16 protein-coding genes are annotated in these 19,574 nt (G+C 62.3%); 6 read left to right on the top strand and 10 right to left on the bottom strand.

From position 1 onward, the window contains the following. Positions 1–4: 4 nt before the first annotated feature. Positions 5–853, top strand: coding sequence for an NADPH-dependent oxidoreductase (locus tag AC1DMK_RS03825; protein WP_477857207.1), 849 nt, complete (start codon positions 5–7; stop codon positions 851–853). A 20-nt stretch (positions 854–873) separates the two neighbouring features. Here AC1DMK_RS03825 and AC1DMK_RS03830 read toward each other — a convergent pair whose 3' ends face one another. After that, complete coding sequence (locus AC1DMK_RS03830; RefSeq protein ID WP_477857208.1) at positions 874–1,884, bottom strand: LysR substrate-binding domain-containing protein; 1,011 nt, start codon at positions 1,882–1,884, stop codon at positions 874–876. Between the two features lie 303 nt (positions 1,885–2,187). On the opposite strand from AC1DMK_RS03830, the gene AC1DMK_RS03835 reads away from it, so the two are divergent. Together AC1DMK_RS03835 and AC1DMK_RS03840 are read left to right on the top strand one after the other, a co-directional pair. Beyond that, positions 2,188–3,795: an ABC transporter substrate-binding protein gene (locus AC1DMK_RS03835; RefSeq protein ID WP_477857210.1), complete on the top strand. Its 1,608-nt coding sequence runs from the start codon at positions 2,188–2,190 to the stop codon at positions 3,793–3,795. A 27-nt stretch (positions 3,796–3,822) separates the two neighbouring features. Further along, on the top strand, positions 3,823–5,442 hold the full coding sequence (locus AC1DMK_RS03840) for an ABC transporter substrate-binding protein (protein ID WP_477857212.1): 1,620 nt from the start codon (positions 3,823–3,825) through the stop codon (positions 5,440–5,442). Positions 5,443–5,506: 64 nt separating this feature from the next. Here AC1DMK_RS03840 and AC1DMK_RS03845 read toward each other — a convergent pair whose 3' ends face one another. The 9 genes from AC1DMK_RS03845 to AC1DMK_RS03885 all read right to left on the bottom strand — a co-directional run bounded on the left by AC1DMK_RS03845 (position 5,507) and on the right by AC1DMK_RS03885 (position 15,392). Beyond that, entirely contained in the window at positions 5,507–6,928 is a 1,422-nt protein-coding gene (locus AC1DMK_RS03845) for an FAD/NAD(P)-binding protein (RefSeq protein ID WP_477857214.1), read from the bottom strand. A 69-nt stretch (positions 6,929–6,997) separates the two neighbouring features. Beyond that, positions 6,998–7,960: an amidohydrolase family protein gene (locus AC1DMK_RS03850; protein ID WP_477857216.1), complete on the bottom strand. Its 963-nt coding sequence runs from the start codon at positions 7,958–7,960 to the stop codon at positions 6,998–7,000. A gap of 3 nt (positions 7,961–7,963) precedes the next feature. Beyond that, positions 7,964–9,055 (bottom strand): LLM class flavin-dependent oxidoreductase, encoded by a 1,092-nt coding sequence (locus AC1DMK_RS03855; RefSeq protein ID WP_477857218.1) that lies wholly within the window; start codon positions 9,053–9,055, stop codon positions 7,964–7,966. A gap of 29 nt (positions 9,056–9,084) precedes the next feature. After that, positions 9,085–10,347 (bottom strand): acyl-CoA dehydrogenase family protein, encoded by a 1,263-nt coding sequence (locus AC1DMK_RS03860; protein ID WP_477857219.1) that lies wholly within the window; start codon positions 10,345–10,347, stop codon positions 9,085–9,087. Between the two features lie 72 nt (positions 10,348–10,419). Beyond that, a complete protein-coding gene (locus tag AC1DMK_RS03865) occupies positions 10,420–11,478 on the bottom strand; it encodes an aldo/keto reductase (RefSeq protein WP_477857220.1) in 1,059 nt (352 codons plus the stop codon). A gap of 15 nt (positions 11,479–11,493) precedes the next feature. Further along, complete coding sequence (locus AC1DMK_RS03870) at positions 11,494–12,429, bottom strand: ABC transporter ATP-binding protein (RefSeq protein WP_477857222.1); 936 nt, start codon at positions 12,427–12,429, stop codon at positions 11,494–11,496. After that, on the bottom strand, positions 12,407–13,402 hold the full coding sequence (locus AC1DMK_RS03875; RefSeq protein WP_477857224.1) for an ABC transporter ATP-binding protein: 996 nt from the start codon (positions 13,400–13,402) through the stop codon (positions 12,407–12,409). Before AC1DMK_RS03875 ends, AC1DMK_RS03870 begins: the two co-directional genes overlap by 23 nt. After that, positions 13,402–14,406: an ABC transporter permease gene (locus tag AC1DMK_RS03880; RefSeq protein WP_477857226.1), complete on the bottom strand. Its 1,005-nt coding sequence runs from the start codon at positions 14,404–14,406 to the stop codon at positions 13,402–13,404. The genes AC1DMK_RS03875 and AC1DMK_RS03880 overlap by 1 nt, the downstream gene beginning before the upstream one ends. After that, positions 14,403–15,392: an ABC transporter permease gene (locus AC1DMK_RS03885; protein ID WP_477857227.1), complete on the bottom strand. Its 990-nt coding sequence runs from the start codon at positions 15,390–15,392 to the stop codon at positions 14,403–14,405. Before AC1DMK_RS03885 ends, AC1DMK_RS03880 begins: the two co-directional genes overlap by 4 nt. A 286-nt stretch (positions 15,393–15,678) precedes the next feature. On the opposite strand from AC1DMK_RS03885, the gene AC1DMK_RS03890 reads away from it, so the two are divergent. From AC1DMK_RS03890 to AC1DMK_RS03900, 3 genes are read left to right on the top strand one after another with little or no spacing between them, the layout of a single operon-like run. Then, positions 15,679–17,283: an ABC transporter substrate-binding protein gene (locus tag AC1DMK_RS03890; RefSeq protein ID WP_477857229.1), complete on the top strand. Its 1,605-nt coding sequence runs from the start codon at positions 15,679–15,681 to the stop codon at positions 17,281–17,283. A 44-nt stretch (positions 17,284–17,327) separates the two neighbouring features. Then, complete coding sequence (locus tag AC1DMK_RS03895; protein ID WP_477857231.1) at positions 17,328–18,506, top strand: LLM class flavin-dependent oxidoreductase; 1,179 nt, start codon at positions 17,328–17,330, stop codon at positions 18,504–18,506. A gap of 11 nt (positions 18,507–18,517) precedes the next feature. Beyond that, positions 18,518–19,555, top strand: a complete 1,038-nt coding sequence (locus AC1DMK_RS03900) for an ABC transporter substrate-binding protein (protein ID WP_477857233.1) — start codon at positions 18,518–18,520, stop codon at positions 19,553–19,555. The last annotated feature ends 19 nt before the right edge of the window (positions 19,556–19,574 follow it).

Genomic DNA, 19,574 nt, shown 5'->3' on the forward strand with positions numbered 1-19,574 from the left:
AATGATGACGTTGTCGACCTATAGAAAAGCGAATGATGACGACCGCCTGAAAGCGCTTGCCGGTGAACGCTATAGAGCTGCCCAGGCTCTGACTGGCGACTGGAACGAGACGTTGGACACGATCCTCTCTCATCGCAGTGTTCGCAGCTACCTCCCCGCACGGGTCCCGCACAACGCGATAGAGCTTGCCGTTGCCGCGGCGCAGTCGGCGCCGAGCTCTTCGAACCTGCAGGCCTGGAGTGTCGTCACGGTCGAGGATCCGGCGCGCAAGGACAGGCTGAACACGGTTTCAGGCATGCAGCGGCAGATATCCCAGGCCCCGCTTCTGCTGATCTGGCTTGCCGACCTCTGTCGCCCCCGCAGCATCGCGACGAGGGGAGGCACGAGCGCCGAGGGCCTCGACTACCTCGAGAGCTTTCTTCTCGGGGTCATCGACGCTGCGCTGGCAGCGCAGAACGCCGTGGTCGCTCTGGAATCGCTTGGTCTCGGCACATGCTATATCGGAGCAATCCGCAACGATCCGGAAACGGTTGCCCGCGAGCTCGGTTTGCCTGTTGGCGTCTTTCCTGTCTTTGGGCTGACGGTTGGTTATCCTGATCCGGCGCTCCCCGCTGCCGTAAAGCCAAGACTGCCACAGGCAAATGTCCTGCATCGCGAGCGCTACGACGTTGAGACAGCCGCGGGCGGCCTTGGCGATTACAACGCGGCCCTGGGGTCATTCCAGAGCGAGCAGTCGCTGCCGCCCATCGACTGGACAGAACAGGTCAGCTGCAGGATTGGCACCGTCGAGGCGCTGAAGGGCCGGCATCTTCTCGCCGCAACTGCCCGCAGGATCGGCTTCGCGCTCAAGTAGCTCGGGCGCGCCCGACGCCGCTATTCCGCCGCAATAATGGTCAGGCCGGCGCGCGCGATCCGGCCTGGAAGCGCCTCGATCGCACTCAGCGCCCTCGCCTCGGCCTGTAGCCAGTTGCGGAAGAGATCGACGCGCATCAGCCGCGCCTTATGCGGTGTGCTTGCAAAGAAATAGGAAAAGCGTACGGGCTGCGGATTGCCGAACGGGCTGACCAGCCGCCCGGATTTGAGTTCGGCCTCAGCCAGACGCACCTTGCCAAGGCCGAGACCATGGCCGGCCAAGGCAGCATCGAGTACCAGAGACGATTGGTTGAGCCGGAACCCGCCCTGCGGCAACCGGTATGGGAGCCCCTCCGTGCGCAGCCACGCATTCCAGTCCGGACAGGAATGATCGTGTTCGGCACCGTCCTCATGCAGCAGCGGCACGCCTTCGATCGCCTGCGCCCCCGACCAGAGCGAATGTCTGTCGGCAAACTCGGGACTGCAGACTGGCAGCACGGCCTCGGAGAATAAATGGTCGACGACAAGACCCGTATAGGTGCCGCTGCCATAGCGGATCACGCAGTCGGCATCCCCGGTGTCGAGATCGGTCAGCTGGGCTGAGGCATCGACCAGAACCTGCAAGGCAGGCGCGGCGCGGCTGAGCGCATCAAGCCGCGGTATCAACCATTTGCTGGCAAACGATGGAGCAACGGAAACGCGGATGGGCAGGTCATGGTCGCTTGCGGCAAACTGCGTCATTGCCGACAGCACCGCATCGAAGGCGTCAGTGAGGCCGGGCATCAGCGCCTGCCCCGCCGGCGTCAGCTGCAGCTGTCCGCGCATCCGGTGAAAGAGCGGCTTGCCGAGGTACTCCTCCAGCAACCGGATCTGCTGCCCGACGGCGGCAGAAGTGACGTGAAGCTCATCGGCGGCGCGAATGAAATTCAAATGCCGCGCCGTCGCAACGAAGGCCCTGAGCGACGTCAAAGGCGGCAGGCGCGCTAGCGTCGGCTGAATGGTTTTTTTGCGGGACTCGGCCACTGTGTTCATGGGGTGATTGCACCACAATCATGGCGGCCAAGACGAGAACCCGCTTTGCGCTCACCATCTCGGTGGAAACATTTCCTTCTCCGTTTGATGGGACGCGGAGAACCAAAAACTAAAACCGAGAAATTGTCTATATTTTTACTAGACTATGCGCCTGGAAAGCCGCMGCAGAATAAACGCCTAGACAAAGCTTTTCTTTCCGGGTGACGTAGAAAAACATTCTTCCCAATTGCCATTTCCCGACGTGATGATGCGCGTTGAAGGCTGTCCCCACGCTGGGCGCAAGCCGGTTTTCAGGGGGCATTCATGGACATCAAGAGACGTCGGCTCAATCAAATTCTCGCTCTGACCGCGGTCAGCGCCATTGTCCCTATCGGCGGTTTCTCGGAGGCGGCCGAGCCGCTTGCGGGCGCAACGCTGAACCTGCTTGTTCAGCCTGAACCGCCAACCCTTGTGACCCTCGCCCACACAGCCGGGCCGACGACGCGCGTCAGCGGCAAGATTACCGAGGGCCTGCTCGCCTACGGCCTGGATTTCAAGCCCATACCGCAGCTCGCGACGGCATGGCACGTCAGTGACGACGGCCTTCAATACACGTTCAACCTGCGCCAAGGCGTGAAATGGCATGACGGACGTGAATTCACCTCGGACGATGTGGCATTTTCGATTCTGGCGCTGAAGGAGGTTCACCCACGCGGTCGCGCTACGTTTTCCAGCGTCACCGACGTTGCGACGCCGGATGCTCATACCGCTGTCATCAAGCTCTCGAAACCGGCACCCTACCTCCTCGGCGCGCTTCAGGCGAGCGAATCGCCGATCGTGCCGAAACATGTCTACGAGGGAAGCGCGGATCTGCCTGGCAATCTGAACGGCCGCGCACCAATCGGCACCGGGCCGTTCATCTTTCGCAAATGGGTGGCCGGCAGCCACATCATTCTCGAACGCAACCCGAACTACTGGGATCAGGGCCGGCCGTTTCTCGACCGCATCGTCATCAAGTTCATTCCCGACGCGAGCGCGCGGCTTGCCGCCCTTGAGACCGGCGAGGTCGATATCGCGCCGGATACTCCGGTGTCGCTCAGCCAGATCGACCGCATAAAATCCCTGCCGACGCTTGCTGTCGATGATCGCGGCAACGACTATTCGCCGACCGTCTACCGGATCGAGTTCAACCTTTCGAACGAGTACTTCAAACACGACAAGGTACGCCAGGCCGTCGCTCACGCGATCGACCGGCAGAAGGTCGCCGACATCGCCTTCTACGGCTATGCCATTCCGGCGCCCGGCCCGATCAGCCCCTACCTCAAGACATTCTACAATCCGGATGTGCCAATCTACGCCTTTGATCTTGCCAAGGCGGAACAACTGCTCGACGAAGCGGGCTATCCGCGCGGCGAAAACGGCATCCGCTTTGAAGTCCCGCACGACGTCATGCCCTATGGTGACACCTACACCCGCATCGGTGACTACCTTCGCGATACGCTCGCCAAGATCGGCATCAAGGTCGATCTGCGCGGTCAGGACGTGCCGACCTGGCTGAAGCGTGTCTATACCGATCGCGACTTCGCCTTCGTCACCGGCGGCATGGGCAACACCTTCGACCCGACGATCGGCGTGCAGCGGCTCTATTGGTCCAAGAACTTCAAGAAGGGCGTCCCCTTCTCCAATGGCTCCGGCTACAGCAATCCCGAGATCGACCAGATCTTCGAGCAGGCAGCCGTCGAAAACGATCACGCCAAGCGGGTCGAGCTTTTCAACAAGATGCAGCTGATCATCGCCAGGGACCTGCCCGACATCACGCTCGTCTCCTTCAGGCAGCTGACGATCCTCAACAGAAAGGTCCAGGACCACACTGTTGTCGCCGATGGTTTGTCCGGCAGTCTGTCATCCGCCTACCTCCTCAAAAACTCCTGACGCTTGGCTCTCCAAAGGACAATCGCAATGACCATCAACCGCCGCCACTTCAACCAGCTCCTGCTGCTCTCGACCGCAGCGACACTGCTGCCCTCGATCAAGGCTTTCGCAGCCGAGGAAAAGCCGCAGGCGGGAGGCACGCTGAACTTTATCGTCGAACCCGAGCCGCCGACCATTCTCGCCCTTGCCCACACCGCCGGCGGCACGCAGAAGGTCAGCCCGAAGATCACCGAGGGCCTGCTTACCTATGACTTCGACCTGAAGCCCAAGCCGCAGCTTGCGACCGAATGGTCGATCAGCGACGACGGGCTGAACTACACCTTCAAGCTTCGCCCCAACGTCAAGTGGCACGACGGCAAGGAYTTCACCGCCGAAGACGTCGCCTATTCGATCGAGCTGTTGAAGCAAGTTCACCCGCGCGGCCGCGGCACCTTCGCCAATGTCACGAAGGTCGAAACGCCGGATCCGCTGACGGCCATCATCCGCCTGTCCAAGCCTGCGCCCTACCTTCTGACGGCCCTCTACGCGGCGGAATCGCCGATCGTGCCGAAGCATGTTTATGAAAACACCAAGATTGCCGACGTGCCGACCAGCCCCAACGGCAGTGCACCGATCGGCACCGGACCTTTCATGTTCAAGGAGTGGGTGCGCGGCTCCCATATCATCCTCGAGCGCAACCCCAACTACTGGGATGCAGGCAAGCCCTACCTCGACCAGGTCGTGGTGCGGTTCGTGCCGGATGGCGCTGCGCGCGCTGCAGGCTTCGAAACCGGCGAGTTCGACATCGGCGGCGACAATCCGATCCCGCTCAGCGATCTCGAACGTATCAAGGCACTGCCGAACATCGGAACCGATTCACGTGGCTACCAGACGAAGGGGGACCAGACCCAGCTCATCTTCAATCTCGACAACCAGTATCTGAAGGATGTGCGCGTACGGCGCGCGATCGCCCACGCGATCGACCTGAATGTCATCCTGAACACCGTCTGGTACGGCTACGGCCACGTGTCGCCAACCCCGATCAGCACCTTCCTGCCGCACTATCAGGATCCCTCGATCAAACCCTATGCCTTCGATCTGAAAGCCGCCGAGCAGCTTCTGGACGAGGCGGGATACAAACCGGATGCAGCGGGCGTTCGCTTCCAGTTGCGTCTGACGCACAACTCCTACAATGAAGGCTTCAAGCGAGTTGCAGAGTATCTGAAGCAGAATCTGGCACGCATCGGCATCACCGCAACGATCGATTCCTACGATTTCTCGACCTATATCAAGAAAGTCTATACCGACCGCGCCTTCGACCTGACGGCGGAATATCTCGGCAGCCAGTTCGACCCGACGCTCGGCGTACAGCGCATCTACTGGTCGAAGAACTTCAAGATCGGCCTGCCGTTCTCCAACGCCAGCCACTACGCAAATCCGGAAGTGGACCGACTTTTGGAAGCCGCATCGGTCGAGATCGATGAGGAGAAGCGCAAGCAGGAGTTCAACGCTTTCCAGAAGATCATCGCCGAGGAGGTTCCAGTCGTGAACCTGATTTCGCTCGAGAATGTGACGGTGTTCAACAAGCGCGTGAAGAACCACACGACCGGCGCCGAAGGCGTGCAGTCGAACTTCGCCGACGTCTATATCAAGGACGGCGAAGGCTGATAGCTGGAAGAGCGGTGCGAAATCGGGGCGCGTTTCGAACCGGGACGCGCCCCTTTTATCGTCCTTAGGATGCGACGCGCTCGGCCGGCGTGAACTTTGCCAGGAGACGGTCGGCCAGTGCAATCGCCTGTGCGCGCTGCTCGGTGATCGAGCTCGATTCCCACGCGATACCGCGCAAGGGATGACCGATGGCGCTGAGATTGCGGTGAACTTGCCCGTCTCTCGAAATCAGCGCGCCATCAATCGTGGCGTCGATCCCGAAGCCGGTGCTGTGAGGCCGGACTTCGCCGCTTGCGAGCAGGTCCTGGACGAAAGGATCGGCTATCCGGCCCCAGTCGTGCAGCTGGTGACCACGGCAGTCGATCACCCCATCGAACACCGTTTTCTCCACACCGAGACGGGTGCGGACAGTTGCAACGATACGATCACCCTCCGGAGCAAGTTCGACGAGCCGAGCCGCGCGATGCGAGAGCCGCTTCTGGCCGACCGCCCCTTCGATCGCAGCATGGGTGTCCGGAGCGGAGCGATGCGCGGTTACGTCCCAGAAAGCTCTCAGGTGGCGGGCAAAGCGCAGTCGCTCCCGGTCGTTGGCGTTCTGCCAGAGCGGCAGGATGTAGGGGCGGATCGCAAGCGGCAGCCCCTGCCAGTCTCCTCCGGCCTGCGCTATCGCTCGGCGTTCGGCCTTCACCAGGGACAGCAGGGACCGCGCGGTCGCCGGCAGGGGACGATCTGCCAGAAAGTCGCGGGCGGGCTCGGTGTTTCTGCGGCTTTCCACGAATTGGCCGCGCCGCGATATGACCTGATAGCTGCCGCGATAGCCGCGGGCCTCCATGCTGGCCACGGCGTCGACCATCGACAGGCTTGAGCCGATCACCAGGATGTCCTTGCCGTCCGCCAGCCTGTCGAGGGCTGCGGGATCCCATGGATTGGCGGCAAATGCCGGATGGCCCGCCACCGCTGCCTCTTGTCCGGATGGTCCGGCCTGGAAAACGCCGAGGGCCAGAATCACCTCGTCGGCCTCGATTGCATTGCCATTTGCGAGGGTCACGCGCACATCGTTTGGCGTTGATCGCAGGTGTGTCGCCAAAGAACAAACATGGCAGAACGTGCTTCGTCCCCCGGCATCGGCAATCGCGCGCCTCAGCTCGTCACGAACGTAGGTTCCAAAGAGATAGCGCGGCGGCGTGCTGGCGACGACGTCCTGCGGCGGTTCCCAGCCGTTGGCCGCGCCGTTTTCGCTGAGCCAGCGGGCGAGATGTTCGGGATCCTCGGGATGGAGGGAGAAGATGTTCGCAGGGCCGTTCACCAGATGAACGGCCTCCGTGGTGCTGTAGGCCACACCGCGCCCGAGTTCGGCGCGGCGCTCGACGACTGTGATGTGCAATGGCTCCGTGGCTGCATCCAGCAGCTTGATCGCGGTCAGTGCGCCGGCAAAGCCGCCGCCGATGATCGCTATGGAATGGCGGTGAGTATGGTCAATGCGCATGGTCTCTCCTTCCTCCGCATCTTGCAGCGCAGGTCAATGGATACCGGTCGGTGGTGATGGCCGCCGCGGCTAAGCCGAACGCAGCGCTCTCTGGCCGCTGCGGTTCAACAGCAGACCGAGCGCATTCTGGCCCGCGATCTGCCGTTGCTCTTCCGGACTGAGCCCAGCCGCGTCGAATGCCTTGGAAAGGATGTCCTGCGTTGGATCGTGCCCGAGGATCGGCCAATCGCTGCCCGTCAGAACATGGTCTGCGCCGACAAGGCTCGTGACAAACCGTATGAAGTGTGCTTCGGCGGGCATGATGTCGATATAGAGATGGCGGCGCTTGCCGGGCGGAGCATCGGCGAAGATCGAGGGCAATTCGCCGAATGGACCGGTCAGCGCCAGCGCCGAGACGCCAAGCGCGGTGATCACCACCCGCAGCGCCGGCAGCTCCTCGAAAACGCCGGAGGTGACGAGCGCAATCGCGGCGGCCGCATTGATCGTGCCGCGGCTCAGCCGCGTTCCCAACCGGCCCAGTCCGGCAAGCTGGGTCGCGAGCGGTTCCGGACTGATCGGATGAACGAAGACAGGAACGCCGAGTTCGGCCGCAACTCTGAGGACCGGCCTTGCCTCCGGCGCGTCCAGCAGCTTGTCGCCCTTGGCGCTATCGACAAACAGCCCGGACAGGCCGAGCTCGAGAATGGCGCGCCGCGCTTCGTTCGCCGCTTCCTCGCCGTCGTATGCGTCCACGGTCGCGAGGGCGAAAAGCCTGTCGGGATGCCTGGCGACGGTTGCCGCCAGATCGTCGTTCAGACGCCGGCTGACAGCGCGAAGATCGGCATCCGGGGCTGCAACCATGGAAAGTGCCACGCCGATCACGCGCTGCGCAATGCCGGCCGCATCGCTGTCGGCGATCAGCGCATCGAGATCGGAAATCCTCGTGCCGATCCGTTGCCAGAGGAGATCGACGGGGCGCCCAGGCGCCCGGTAGACCTCCCAGCCCGCAGGCAGGAAGTGCGCGTGGAAGTCGACGATGTTGAGTCTGCTCATGATCTACTCCGCTGCCACGCTTCTGGCCTTGCGCGCCGCGATCCCGGCCTTGACGAGCGGTGCAACGTCGCGGCCGAAAGCCACCGTGTCTTCCGTCGGATAGAAGCCGCGCATCAGGAAATTCGAAACCCCGGCGCCGTAATAGTCGAGGATTGCCTCGGCGACCTGGTCGGGCGTTCCGACCAGCGCCGTCGAGTTGCCGCCGGCGCCGCTAGCTGCTGCGACCTCCGTCCACAGGCGCTTGTCGAGCACCTTGCCTCGGCTCGCCGCCTCCCGCAGCCGCACCGAGCCGATGTTCGACGGTAGCTTTTCGCCATTGCCGCCGACACGCGCGGTGGCCTTCACCTTCTGCAGGATCTCGTCTGCCTTCTCCCACGCTTTGTCTTCCGTCTCAGCGACGACGATGCGGAAGGCGATGGTAAAGCGGATGTCGTCGGCGCGATGATAGGGCTTGGCTGCGGCACGCACCTTGCCGATGGTTTCACGCACGCCGTCGAGCGGCTCGCCCCAGAGCGCGTATATGTCCGCGTGCTTGCCGGCGACGCGGAAGGCGGCGTCCGACGAGCCGCCGAATGAGATCGGGATGCGCGGCTGCTGAAAGGGCTTCACCTGGGAGATCGCGCCCTTGACCCGGTAGAACTCCCCCTCGTGATCGAACGGTCCGCTGCTCTCCCAGGTCTTCCTCAGCACATCAAGGTATTCATCCGTGCGGTCGTAGCGCCGGTCGTGCTCCAGAAAGTCGCCGTCGCGTTGCTGGTCGGCATCCGAGCCGCCGGTGATCACATGGATCCACAGGCGCCCCTCGGAAAACTGGTCAAGCGTCGCCAGTTGGCGTGCCGCAAGCGTCGGCGCAATGAAGCCCGGGCGATGTGCAAGAAGCGCACCGATGCGATCCGTCTTGGAAAACACATGCGCCGCGATCTGGTTGTTGTCGGGCCAGGTCGAGAAGGCACCGATCAGCAATCGGTCGATACCGGCTTGCTCGGCCGCCTGCGCGTGGTTGACGATGTAGTCCTTGTCGACGACAGGACCCTTTGGCGGCACGATATCCGAACCTTCGCGGTTCGAAACGTGCCCGATAAACTCCGAACTCATGAATTCAACCTTCCCTGGAATCGGCCGGCTCAGAACACCTTGCCCTCTTCGAGATGCGTGGTCGTGCCGTTGATGTAGTAGTCGCCGATCACCCGCGCCTTGTGCAGCAGCGGATTGTGATTGAGGACGGTGCGGATGTTGCGCCAATGGCGATCGAGATTGAGATGGCGGGATGTCGCCGAGCCGCCGCCGAGTTCAAAGACGTTCGTCGCGGCAGCAAGTGCGAGCTGTGAGGCGACGACCTGCGTTCTTGCCGTCGCCAGTGCGCTTTCGATCAGCGCCGCCTCCAGCTTGTCCGCGTCGCCGGCGCCGAAGGCTTCGACCGTGCGGTCGAGCGCACGCGCGCTCTCGCGGATCAGCGTGTCGACCGCAAACGAGCCGGCGGCAATCTCGCCCAGTATCTTCTGCACGAAGGGATCGGCATTCGCCGTCTCCGCAGCACTATGCGCGGCCGAACGCGCTTGCCTGCGCACATATTCGGTGCCCTCTGCAAGAGCGCCGCGAACAGCACCCGCCATCGAGGCCGCGAGGTGCAGTTGCCGCAACGTCGAAGTATGGCGGCCGACCAGCGTATTCAGGCCGCGGGTCGAGATTTCGTGTGGAAGGACCTCGACGTCCTCGAGAAGCACGCCACCGCTTGCGGTCAGCCGCTGCCCCATGCCGTCCCAGTCGTCGAGGATGGAGATCCCCCTGCGATCGACAGGCAGCAGAACGCTGACAAGCTGGTCTTCGTCATTCTTTGCGCTGAAGGATGCAAAATCCGAAAAGGCCGTGCCAGTTGCATACCACTTGCGGCCGTTCAGACGGTAGCTATCGCCGGATTTCGTGAGCCGTGTCGTCACGTCGCCCGGCCGCTTGGTCCCCTGCTCCGTGTGCGCGCCGCCGAAGAGCTTGCCGGAGAGGACGCGGCTGAGCTGGGTACGGTCGATCGCCATGTTCGGATTGAGCAGAAGTCCCTCGGTAAAATTGAAGTGGCTTCGAAGCGCATGTGCGACATTGGAGTCGGCTGCTCCGATCGCCATGACGGTCTCGATGTAATCCAGCACGGAACCGCCCGGACCGCCCAGCGCCACTGGCACGCGCAGCGTTCCAAGCCCCGCCTCCTTGAACAGCCGAAAGGCCTCGAAAGGAAGCGCGCGCTCCAGGTCACGCTTCACGGCGCCCTTGGCGATCTCCCCGGCGATTTCCGGAACCTTCGCAAGCAAAGCCGACAGGTCTCCGACCCGGGACTTTCTGTCAGCCGCGGTGAGCTGGTCGTGGACTGGTAAGGGGGAGGAAGCGGTATTTGCCATGTGAAGGCCTTCTCGTCGCCGGAACGGGTGATTGCAGGGCCCGCGCATGGCGGACCCTGCCTGTCTTTTGGTTCAGGCGACTGCGCGTGCGAGCGGCACGACATTGTCTGCACCCGACGCGTCACTGTGCGGCACGCGACCTTCCACTGGATGGCTCGGATCGTTGAACCCCGGCGTCGAGGGATGGCCCGTCGTGACGAGACGATCGACCAGCGCTTCGTCCTCGGCATCGAGCCTGACGTCAAGCGCGCGGATATAGCTGTCCCAATGGTCTTCGGTGCGCGGACCGGTGATGGCAGCGGAAACGAGCTTGTTGTTCAGCACCCAGGCAAGCGCAAACTCTGTCGGGTTGATCCCCTTGCGGGTCGCATGCGCCGCGATCTCCTTGGCAATCGAGATCGATTCCGGCCGCCATTCCGTCTCCAGAATGCGCTTGTCGCCGCGCCCGGCGCGCGTATCGACACCAGGCTCCTGGCCAGGTTCGTATTTGCCGGTCAGCACACCGCGTGCCAGCGGCGAATAGGAAACGACACCGAGCCCGTAGTGATGGGCGGCCGGCAGCTGCTCGGCTTCGGCCGTGCGGTTGACGATGTTGTAGAGCGGCTGGCTGGCAACCGGCCGATCGATACCGAGCTGGTCGGCGAGGTGCGAAACCTCGGCAATGCGCCAGCCGCGGAAATTGGAGACGCCGAAATAGCGCAGCTTGCCGGCGCGGATCAGATCGGCGATGGCGCGCAACGGCTCTTCCAGCGGCGCGTCGAAGACGGCGCGGTGGAAATAGAGGATATCGATGTAGTCGGTGTTCAGCCGGCGAAGCGAGTTTTCGACGGTCTCGATCACCCACTTGCGCGAGTGGCCGCCAAGGTTCGGACCCTTCTTGTGCGAATTGACGAACTTGGTAGCAAGTACCCAGTCGTCGCGATGAGCCTTGATGCCGCGACCGACGACTTCTTCCGACTTGCCGTCGTGGTAGACGTCTGCCGTATCGATGAAATTGATGCCCTGCTCGCGGGCCTTGTCGATGATGCGGAAGGCGACTTCATCCGGCGTCGGCCCCCCGAACATCATGGTTCCAAGGCTGAGCGGCGACACTTTCAGTGCGCTGCGTCCGAGATAGCGATAGTCAACCATTTTCATTCTCCATTTCTATTGGGCGTGGTGGCAGGCAACGGCATGGCCATGGCCGAACTGACGCAAGGCGGGGTCCTCGGCCCGGCAGATATCGGTGGCGAGCGGACATCGTGTATGGAAGCGGCAGCCGGCTGGCGGATTGTGCGGGCTCGGCAGATCGCCGGTGATCGGGGCTGCCTGCTTGCGCCGCGACGGATCGGGCACGGCTGCGAGCAGAGCCTGCGTGTAGGGATGCTTGGCGTCCGACCACAGCGCGCTGGTCGGCGCACTCTCGACGATGCGGCCAAGGTACATGACAAGAACCCGGTCGGCGAAATAGCGCACGACCGATAAATCATGCGAGATGAAGAGATAGGAGAGCGACAGCTCGGTCTTCATCTCGACGAGCAGATTGAGGATCTGCGCCTGGATCGATAGATCGAGCGCCGAAACAGGCTCGTCGCAAATGACGAGTTCGGGCTGAAGGATGAGCGCGCGAGCGATCCCGATCCTCTGCCGCTGGCCGCCTGAGAACTCGTGCGGGTAACGGTCGAGCGCATCGGCTGAAAGCCCGACGTGCTCGATCATGGAGGCAGCGATCGCATTGCGCCGCCCGGCGTCGCCGATGCCGTGAGCGACAAGAGGCGCGGTCAGGATCGTTCTGATCGTCTGGCGCGGGTTGAGCGAGGCGAAAGGATCCTGGAAGATCATTTGGATGTTGCGGCGGATCGACCGCAACTCCTTCGACGACATAGCAGAGATGTCGCGCCCCTTGAAGGACACGTTGCCGGAGGACGGCGTCACCAACCGCATCAGCGACTTGCCGAGGGTAGACTTGCCGCAGCCGGATTCGCCGACAAGCGCGACGGTCTCGCCCTCGCCGATCTCAAGCGAGACTTCATCAACGGCACGAACGGTGCCTGCCGCCGCTGGGTAGTGTGTCGAGAGTCTATCGACCGACAGGAGCGGCATGGGCTGCCTCCGCAATGGCTGGAACATAAGGGCACGCGACTTCCCGCCCTGAAGAGAGGCTGAGAAGCGGCGGAACGGAAGAACCGCAGGCGGGACGGGCAACGGGACAACGCGGGCGGAACGAACAGCCCTTCTCGCCTGCCGCCGATACGATCGAGCCCGGAATTTCCGACAACGGTCCGTCGCGGTAGTGATAATCGGCCTTCAGCCGTGGTGATGCCGAAAGCAGGCCCTGCGTATAGGGATGATAGGGCGTCTCGAACACCGCCTCCGGCAGCCCCTCCTCGATCTTGCGCCCGGCATACATGACGACCACGCGGTCGGCCCATTGGGCGACGATGCCGAGATCATGCGTGATCAGGATGACGGCCATGTTCAGCTTGCTGCGCAGATTATCTAGCAATTGCAGCACCTGAGCCTGAATGGTCACGTCGAGAGCGGTGGTCGCCTCGTCGGCGACAAGAAGCGTCGGGTTGCAGGCAACCGCAATGGCGATCATCACCCGCTGCCGCATGCCGCCCGAAAGCTGGTGCGGGTAGTCGTCCACCCGCCGGCCTGGCTCCGGGATGCTGACCAGGTCGAGCAGTTCGATGGCGCGTACCCGCGCCTGCCTGCGGCTCAGGCTTTCATGGATGCGCAGCACTTCGATGATCTGGTCGCCGATCGTCAGCACCGGATTGAGCGAGGTCATCGGCTCCTGGAAGATCATCGCAATATCGCGACCGCGGATACGCCGAAGCTGTCGTTCGGGAAGCGTCAAGAGGTCCTGCCCTCTGAAGAAGATCTGGCCGCCTGCCTTCGCCTGCCGTGGAAGCAGCCCCATGAGACCGAGCGCCGTCAGCGACTTTCCCGACCCGGACTCGCCGACAATAGCCAACATCTCTCCGGGCTCGGCGGTAAAGCTCACGCCCTTGACCGGCTCGGCAGACGCAAAGCGAACCGAAAAGTCGCGCACATCGAGAAGACTGGCCATCAACGCTCCTCCGAAAAACGGGGATTGAGCGCATCGTTTAACCCGTCGCCGATCAGATTGAGGGCAAGCACTGTGAAGACGATCGCAAGCCCGGGCAGCGCCGTGAGATACCAGGCTGTGCGGATCACGTCGCGACCGGCTCCGATCATCGAGCCCCACGACACCCGGTTCGGGTCACCGAGCCCCATGAAGGACAACGCCGATTCCATCAGGATAGCGCTGGCAACCATGACGGAAGAGGTGACGATCAACGGCGGCAGCGCATTCGGCAGGATCTCGCGAAAAATGATACGGGTGTGTCCGAAGCCGAGGCCACGGGCTGCGAGAACATAGTCCTTTTCGCGGATCGCCCGGAACTCGGCCCGTGTCAGACGCGCAATGGTCGGCCAGCTGACGATGGCAATCGCCACCGTCACTGTCGAGGTCGTCGGCTGTGCGATCGCCACCAGTACGACGAGCAGCACGAAGCTCGGAAGCGTCTGGAAGATCTCGATGAACTTGACGAGCAGGTCGTCGACCAGACCGCCGAAATAGCCTGCGGACGCACCGATGGCGATTCCGGCTGTCAGTCCGAGCGCGGTTGCCGCAATGCCGACCGTCAGCGAAATACGCGCCCCGTGGAGAATGCCCGCAAGCACGTCTCTGCCCATCGAATCCGTTCCCAGCGGGTAGGCGCCGTCCTGCCCCGGCCAGAGGAAGGGCCGGGCGACCATCTCCATCGGATCGCCGGGATAGACGACGGATGCCAAAAGTGCCGCCAGAGCAACGGCGGCCAGGAAGGCAACGCCGAACAACGCGTTGGGGTTGGAGAGGAAGATCTTCAGCTCCCGCCGCGCGCCGCGCCATGCGGTACCCGGCACGGAGGCGCGCACATCCGGTGCGTGGATATGGGCCCAGCGCGGCTCCGGCTTTGCACTTTCAGGTGCGCGGTCCACTTCCGCTGCGCCCTTGGCAGTGAACTCGATTGCCTCGCCTGTATAGGGTCCAAGCTTGTAGGTGTTCATCGACTTGCTCCAATTCTGGGGTCGAGCCATGCCTGCAGTAAATCGACGGCAGCGTTTGCGACGATCACAAGGACGGACGAGAGCAGCAAAATGCCGAGCAGAACGCTGAAGTCGCGCGCCATCACAGCTTCGAAAGCGAGACGACCCAGACCCGGCCAGCTGTAAACGGTCTCCACCACAACAGCGCCGCCGAGCATGCCGCCGAAGTGCATGCCGGCCATGGTCGTGATCGGGATCAGCGCGTTGCGCAGCACATGGCGCGTCGTCAGGAAGAATGGCGAAACGCCCTTGGCACGCGCCGTGCGGACAAAGTCCTGCGACTTCACCTCCAGCATCGAAGCCCTTGTCAAACGCGCATAGATGGCGAGGTAGAAGAGCGCCAGCGAGGTGGCCGGCAGCACCATATAGCGAGCGCGATCGAGGATGGCCGGAATGCCGGTCAGGCGCGACCCGATGGTGCTGTCGCCGCCGCTCGGCAGCCAGCCGAGCTTGACGGAGAAGAGGAGGATCAGCATCAGGCCGATCCAGAAGCCGGGTATCGAATAGAACAGCAACGACACGATCGAGATCAATCGATCAGGTAAGCGTCCCGAAAAAGTCGCCATCAGCGATCCGAGGAACAATCCGACCGCAATCGCGATGAACAGGGCGACAAGCATCAGCATCAGGGTGCCCGGCAGGCGTTGGCCGATCAGGTCAGCCACCGGCATGCCATAGCGCGGCGAGAAGCCCAAACTGAAGTGCGCGAGGTTGTTCAGGTAGTTGCCCAACTGCACGAGGATCGGATTGTCCAGCCCGAACCGCTCCCTGAGTGCTGCCATCGTCTCGACTGTGGCCGAGCCCGATTCGGCCGCCATGACGTCGGCAGCATCGCCCGGGGCGAGCTTCAGCAGGAAGAAATTGAAAATGACGATCCCGAGCATGGTGGGCACCGCCTGGACGATCGTCTTGCGAACCGTTCGCCACACGCGCTTGTAAGCCGACATTGCCATTCACCTCGCGACGTTCGCAGATTTTGTTTTCGCTGTCTTGTAATAATAGTTGACTAAATCGGTGTGTTTTGTCAAATCAATATTGGCAAATAATTCTACAAATGACCTAAAAATAGGTCAGTTGAAAAATTAAATGTTACAAAATCTAATTTTGTGGGTTTTTGTACCCAATCATCACTCTGCTGAGGTAAAAAGCCCTACGGCGCTGCACCTCGACAGAAAGACAGATCAGGAAGGGCCGATCCAATGGAATGCGGCTCGCAGTCTTTGAGGGACGACAATGACCGTTTTTTCGGCTCCGACGCGCCGCAGCTTTCTTCTCTCCTCAGTCGCGCTCGGCGTGACGATGGCAACCCACCTGCCCGCCCTTGCCGAGCCGGTACTTGGCGGCACGGCGGTTCTGCTGCTGTCCGCCGAACCGCCGGTTCTGACGACGATCGCGCACACGGCCTTCAATTCGGTCTATGTCTCGCCGAAGACGACGGAGGGGCTGCTGACCTATGATTTCGAACTCAACCCGCGGCCGCTTCTGGCCAAGGAATGGGCAATCAGCGACGATGGGCTTCGCTATACGTTCAAGCTGCGCGACGGCGTAAAGTGGCACGACGGCCAGCCCTTCACCTCGGCTGACGTCGCCTTCTCGATCAAGACGATCAAGGATGTGCATCCGCGCGGCCGAAACACGTTCCTCAATCTCGTCGATGTCGAAACGCCAGATCAGCTGACGACAATCCTGACGCTCTCAAAGCCGGCGCCCTACCTGATCACGGCGCTCGCCTCCTCCGAAACGCCGATCGTTCCCCGCCATATCTACGAAGGCACGAAGGTCGCCGAGAACCCGGCAAACCTCGCTCCAATCGGCACCGGACCCTTCAAGTTCAAGGAGTGGGTGCGTGGAAGCCACATCGTTTACGAACGCAATACAGAGTATTGGGACCAGCCGCGGCCCTATCTCGATCAGCTGATCGTCCGCTTCATTCCCGATGCGGCGGCGCGCTCGATCGCGATCGAGACCGGCGAGATCGACCTCGCTCCGTCAACGCCGGTGCCGCTGAGCGACCTCGAGCGCTTCAAGACGCTGCCAAGCATCGCCTTCGACACACGCGGCTATCAGTATTCCAATGGCGTCAGCCGCATCGAGTTCAATCTGGAGCGTCCGTTCTTCAAGGATGTGCGCGTCCGACAGGCGTTTGCGCATGTCATAGACAGGAAAGTGATCCGCAACACCATCAACTACGGCTACGGCCAAGCCATCTCCGGGCCGATCAATCCGAACCTCGCAAAATGGTACGTCGCCAACCTCAAGACCTATCCGATCGATCTGGCCGCTGCCGAAAAGCTGCTTGACGAGGCGGGCTATCCGCGGGGTTCCGACGGCATCCGCGCACGTATAAACCTCGACTACGTGCCGAGTGGCGAAAGTTACCCACGCGGCTCCGAGTACATCCGCCAGGCGCTCGCCAAGGTCGGTATCGACGCCACCGTCCGCAGCCAGGATTTTGCGACCTACACCAAGCGTATCTACACCGACCGAGACTTCGATTTCGCCTTCGAGGGCATGAGCAACCTCTTCGATCCGACGGTCGGCGTGCAGCGCCTCTACTGGAGCAAGAACTTCAAGCCGGGCGTGCCCTTCTCCAACGGGTCGGCCTACTCCAACCCCAAGGTCGACGCGCTGCTGGAAGCGGCTGCTGTCGAAGTCGATGCCGCGAAACGTGTCGCGCAATGGCGCGAGATCCAGCAGATTCTGGTCGAGGATCTACCGGCGATCGACATCGTCAGCCAACCGGAACTCACGATCTACAACAAGCGCATCACCGACCACACAGTTGGCGGCGAAGGCGTGTCCGGCAGCCTTGCCTATGCCTATGTCGCAGCCTCCTGAGGCAGGCCGCGATTCCGATAGAAACCGAGAAGCAAGGGGACGCCATGTCCATCCAACACCTGCCTGGCTCGTTCGTGGGCCTGCCGAAATTCGCCGCGCCGACGGATTTTCCAGACAGCCCGCTGTCAAAGGCGCTTGAGCAGCCCGTGCTGCTCGGGCTCTTCCTGCCGATCCAGGCCGGCGGCTGGACGCAATCGACGCTGGAACGATCGACCGACTGGCGCTTCGATTATAACAAGGCGCTGACGCTGAAGGCCGAGGAACTGGGTTTCGACCTCGTCTTCGCCCTGTCGCAGTGGCTGCCGAAGGGCGGCTACGGCGGCGTCTTCGACGGTCAGGCGCTCGACAGCTTCGTCTCGACGGCGGCCCTTGCCGGCCTGACGAAGAAGATCATCCTGATCTCCACCATGCACGTACTCTACGGCCCATGGCACCCGTTGCATCTTGCCAAGTTCGGCGCCACGCTCGACCACATCACCGGCGGGCGCTGGGGTATCAACGTCGTCACCGGCCACCGTGCCGTCGAGCACGAAATGTTCGGCTGGCCACGCATTGAGCACGACAAGCGCTATGTGCTGGCCGCCGAATTCCTGGAGGTCGTGCAGCGGCTCTGGAGCGACACGGAGAACTTCTCCTACGAGGGCGAAAGCAGCTGGAAGCTCGGCGGCGGGTTCGTCACGCCGAAGCCGAACTACGGACGCCCGATCCTGGTGAACGCGACCGGGTCGGACGCCGGCATCGCCTTTGCCGGCCGCTACTCCGATATCGTCTTCATCACCAGCCCGACGGGTGCCGATATCGACAGCGCGCTTCAATCCCTGCCCGCTCATACAAAACGGGTCAAGGACGCAGCCACCGATGTCGGCCGATCGGTGAAAACCCTGCTCAATCCAATGGTCATCTGCCGGCCAACGGAAAAGGAAGCCTGGGCGCTTGCCGACAAGATCGTCGCTCACGCCGACCAGCGTTCGCCGCAGGGCTTCCAGTCGCTCAACTCGGACGCCCAGGCCTGGAAGGGGCGTGACCCGGACGACCCCTATCGCGCCATCGGCGGCAACATCCGCGTCATCGGCTCGCCGGAGCAGGTGGTCGATCAATTCGTCAAACTGAAAGCCGCCGGCGTAGATGGCCTTCAACTCAGCTTCTTCGATTTCCGCGACGACCTGGAATTCTTCGGTAGCGAGGTTCTGCCGCTGATGAAGCAGGCGGGCCTGCGCAACTGAAAGGAACGATCATGACAAGCAATGCCATTTCCGAAATCTGGTACACGCGCTGCCCCGTTCCGACGCCCGTCGGCCTTGCAGCGCAGCTCGGCTATCTCGAAGAAGGCTTCAGCAAGGACGGCGTGACGCTGAAATCGATCATCGACTCGCCGGATCGCAATATCCGCCAGAGCCATTTCAACCACACGCTCGACTGGTCGTTCCGCCACGGCGGCAACGTGCCGCCGATCCGTGCCCGGTCGGAAGGCCGCAAGACGCGGCTCGTCGGCATCACCTGGACAGACGAATTCCAGGCGATCATCACGCTGCCGGGAACCGGGATCAAGACGACGAAGGACCTGAAAGGCCGTCGCTTCGGCATCGCGCGCCGACCGGAAGGCATCGTCGACTTCATGCGGGCCACAGCGCTCAAGGGCCTGGTCTCGGCGCTGTCGCTCGAAGGCCTCTCTCCGTCCGATGTGGAGATCGTCGACATCGGACTTGCCGATTCAGTCCTTGCCAGCCAGGAAGGGCCATCGCTTTTCGGCCTGAAGCGCCGGCAGGCCTATGGCGAGGAAGTTGCAGCGCTGCTCCGCGGCGAGGTCGACGCGATTTACGTCAAGGGAACGGCCGGCATCAATGTCGCCAACCTTATCGGCGCCGTGGAGGTCGTCGAGTTCGGCTTCCACCCCGATCCGAAGATCCGCATCAATTCGGGGTCGCCTCGCGTGCTGACGGTCGATGAACTGCTTGCAGAGGATCGCCCTGACCTCGTTCGCCGGCTGCTCGACGCGATTTTCAAGGCGAGCGCATGGGCCGAGGCTCATCCTGAGGAAACACGACGCTTTGTCGCACGCGAAGCGGGTGCGACGGAAGAGCAGGTCCTCGCGGCCAATGGCCCTGATATCCACCGACATCTCGGCCTTGGCCTGCAGGCCGAACTCGTCGATGCAATCGGACACTACAAGGATTTCCTGCGCGACTGGGGTTTCCTCGCAAACGACTTCTCCATCACCGACTGGGTCGACCGCCGTCACATCGACGCTTTCGACACCCGCGCCGTCGCGTGAAGCAGAAAGCATCCCGATC

It is taken from the genome of Rhizobium sp. 05L419, assembly GCF_056397845.1.

What these genes read in the sequence shown, in the direction of transcription:
- AC1DMK_RS03825 (WP_477857207.1), top strand. Translation starts at nt 5, where the DNA reads ATGACGTTGTCGACCTATAGAAAAGCGAATGATGACGACCGCCTGAAA.
- AC1DMK_RS03830 (WP_477857208.1), bottom strand. Translation starts at nt 1,884, where the DNA reads ATGAACACAGTGGCCGAGTCCCGCAAAAAAACCATTCAGCCGACGCTA.
- AC1DMK_RS03835 (WP_477857210.1), top strand. Translation starts at nt 2,188, where the DNA reads ATGGACATCAAGAGACGTCGGCTCAATCAAATTCTCGCTCTGACCGCG.
- AC1DMK_RS03845 (WP_477857214.1), bottom strand. Translation starts at nt 6,928, where the DNA reads ATGCGCATTGACCATACTCACCGCCATTCCATAGCGATCATCGGCGGC.
- AC1DMK_RS03850 (WP_477857216.1), bottom strand. Translation starts at nt 7,960, where the DNA reads ATGAGCAGACTCAACATCGTCGACTTCCACGCGCACTTCCTGCCTGCG.
- AC1DMK_RS03855 (WP_477857218.1), bottom strand. Translation starts at nt 9,055, where the DNA reads ATGAGTTCGGAGTTTATCGGGCACGTTTCGAACCGCGAAGGTTCGGAT.
- AC1DMK_RS03860 (WP_477857219.1), bottom strand. Translation starts at nt 10,347, where the DNA reads ATGGCAAATACCGCTTCCTCCCCCTTACCAGTCCACGACCAGCTCACC.
- AC1DMK_RS03865 (WP_477857220.1), bottom strand. Translation starts at nt 11,478, where the DNA reads ATGGTTGACTATCGCTATCTCGGACGCAGCGCACTGAAAGTGTCGCCG.
- AC1DMK_RS03870 (WP_477857222.1), bottom strand. Translation starts at nt 12,429, where the DNA reads ATGCCGCTCCTGTCGGTCGATAGACTCTCGACACACTACCCAGCGGCG.
- AC1DMK_RS03875 (WP_477857224.1), bottom strand. Translation starts at nt 13,402, where the DNA reads ATGGCCAGTCTTCTCGATGTGCGCGACTTTTCGGTTCGCTTTGCGTCT.
- AC1DMK_RS03880 (WP_477857226.1), bottom strand. Translation starts at nt 14,406, where the DNA reads ATGAACACCTACAAGCTTGGACCCTATACAGGCGAGGCAATCGAGTTC.
- AC1DMK_RS03885 (WP_477857227.1), bottom strand. Translation starts at nt 15,392, where the DNA reads ATGTCGGCTTACAAGCGCGTGTGGCGAACGGTTCGCAAGACGATCGTC.
- AC1DMK_RS03890 (WP_477857229.1), top strand. Translation starts at nt 15,679, where the DNA reads ATGACCGTTTTTTCGGCTCCGACGCGCCGCAGCTTTCTTCTCTCCTCA.
- AC1DMK_RS03895 (WP_477857231.1), top strand. Translation starts at nt 17,328, where the DNA reads ATGTCCATCCAACACCTGCCTGGCTCGTTCGTGGGCCTGCCGAAATTC.
- AC1DMK_RS03900 (WP_477857233.1), top strand. Translation starts at nt 18,518, where the DNA reads ATGACAAGCAATGCCATTTCCGAAATCTGGTACACGCGCTGCCCCGTT.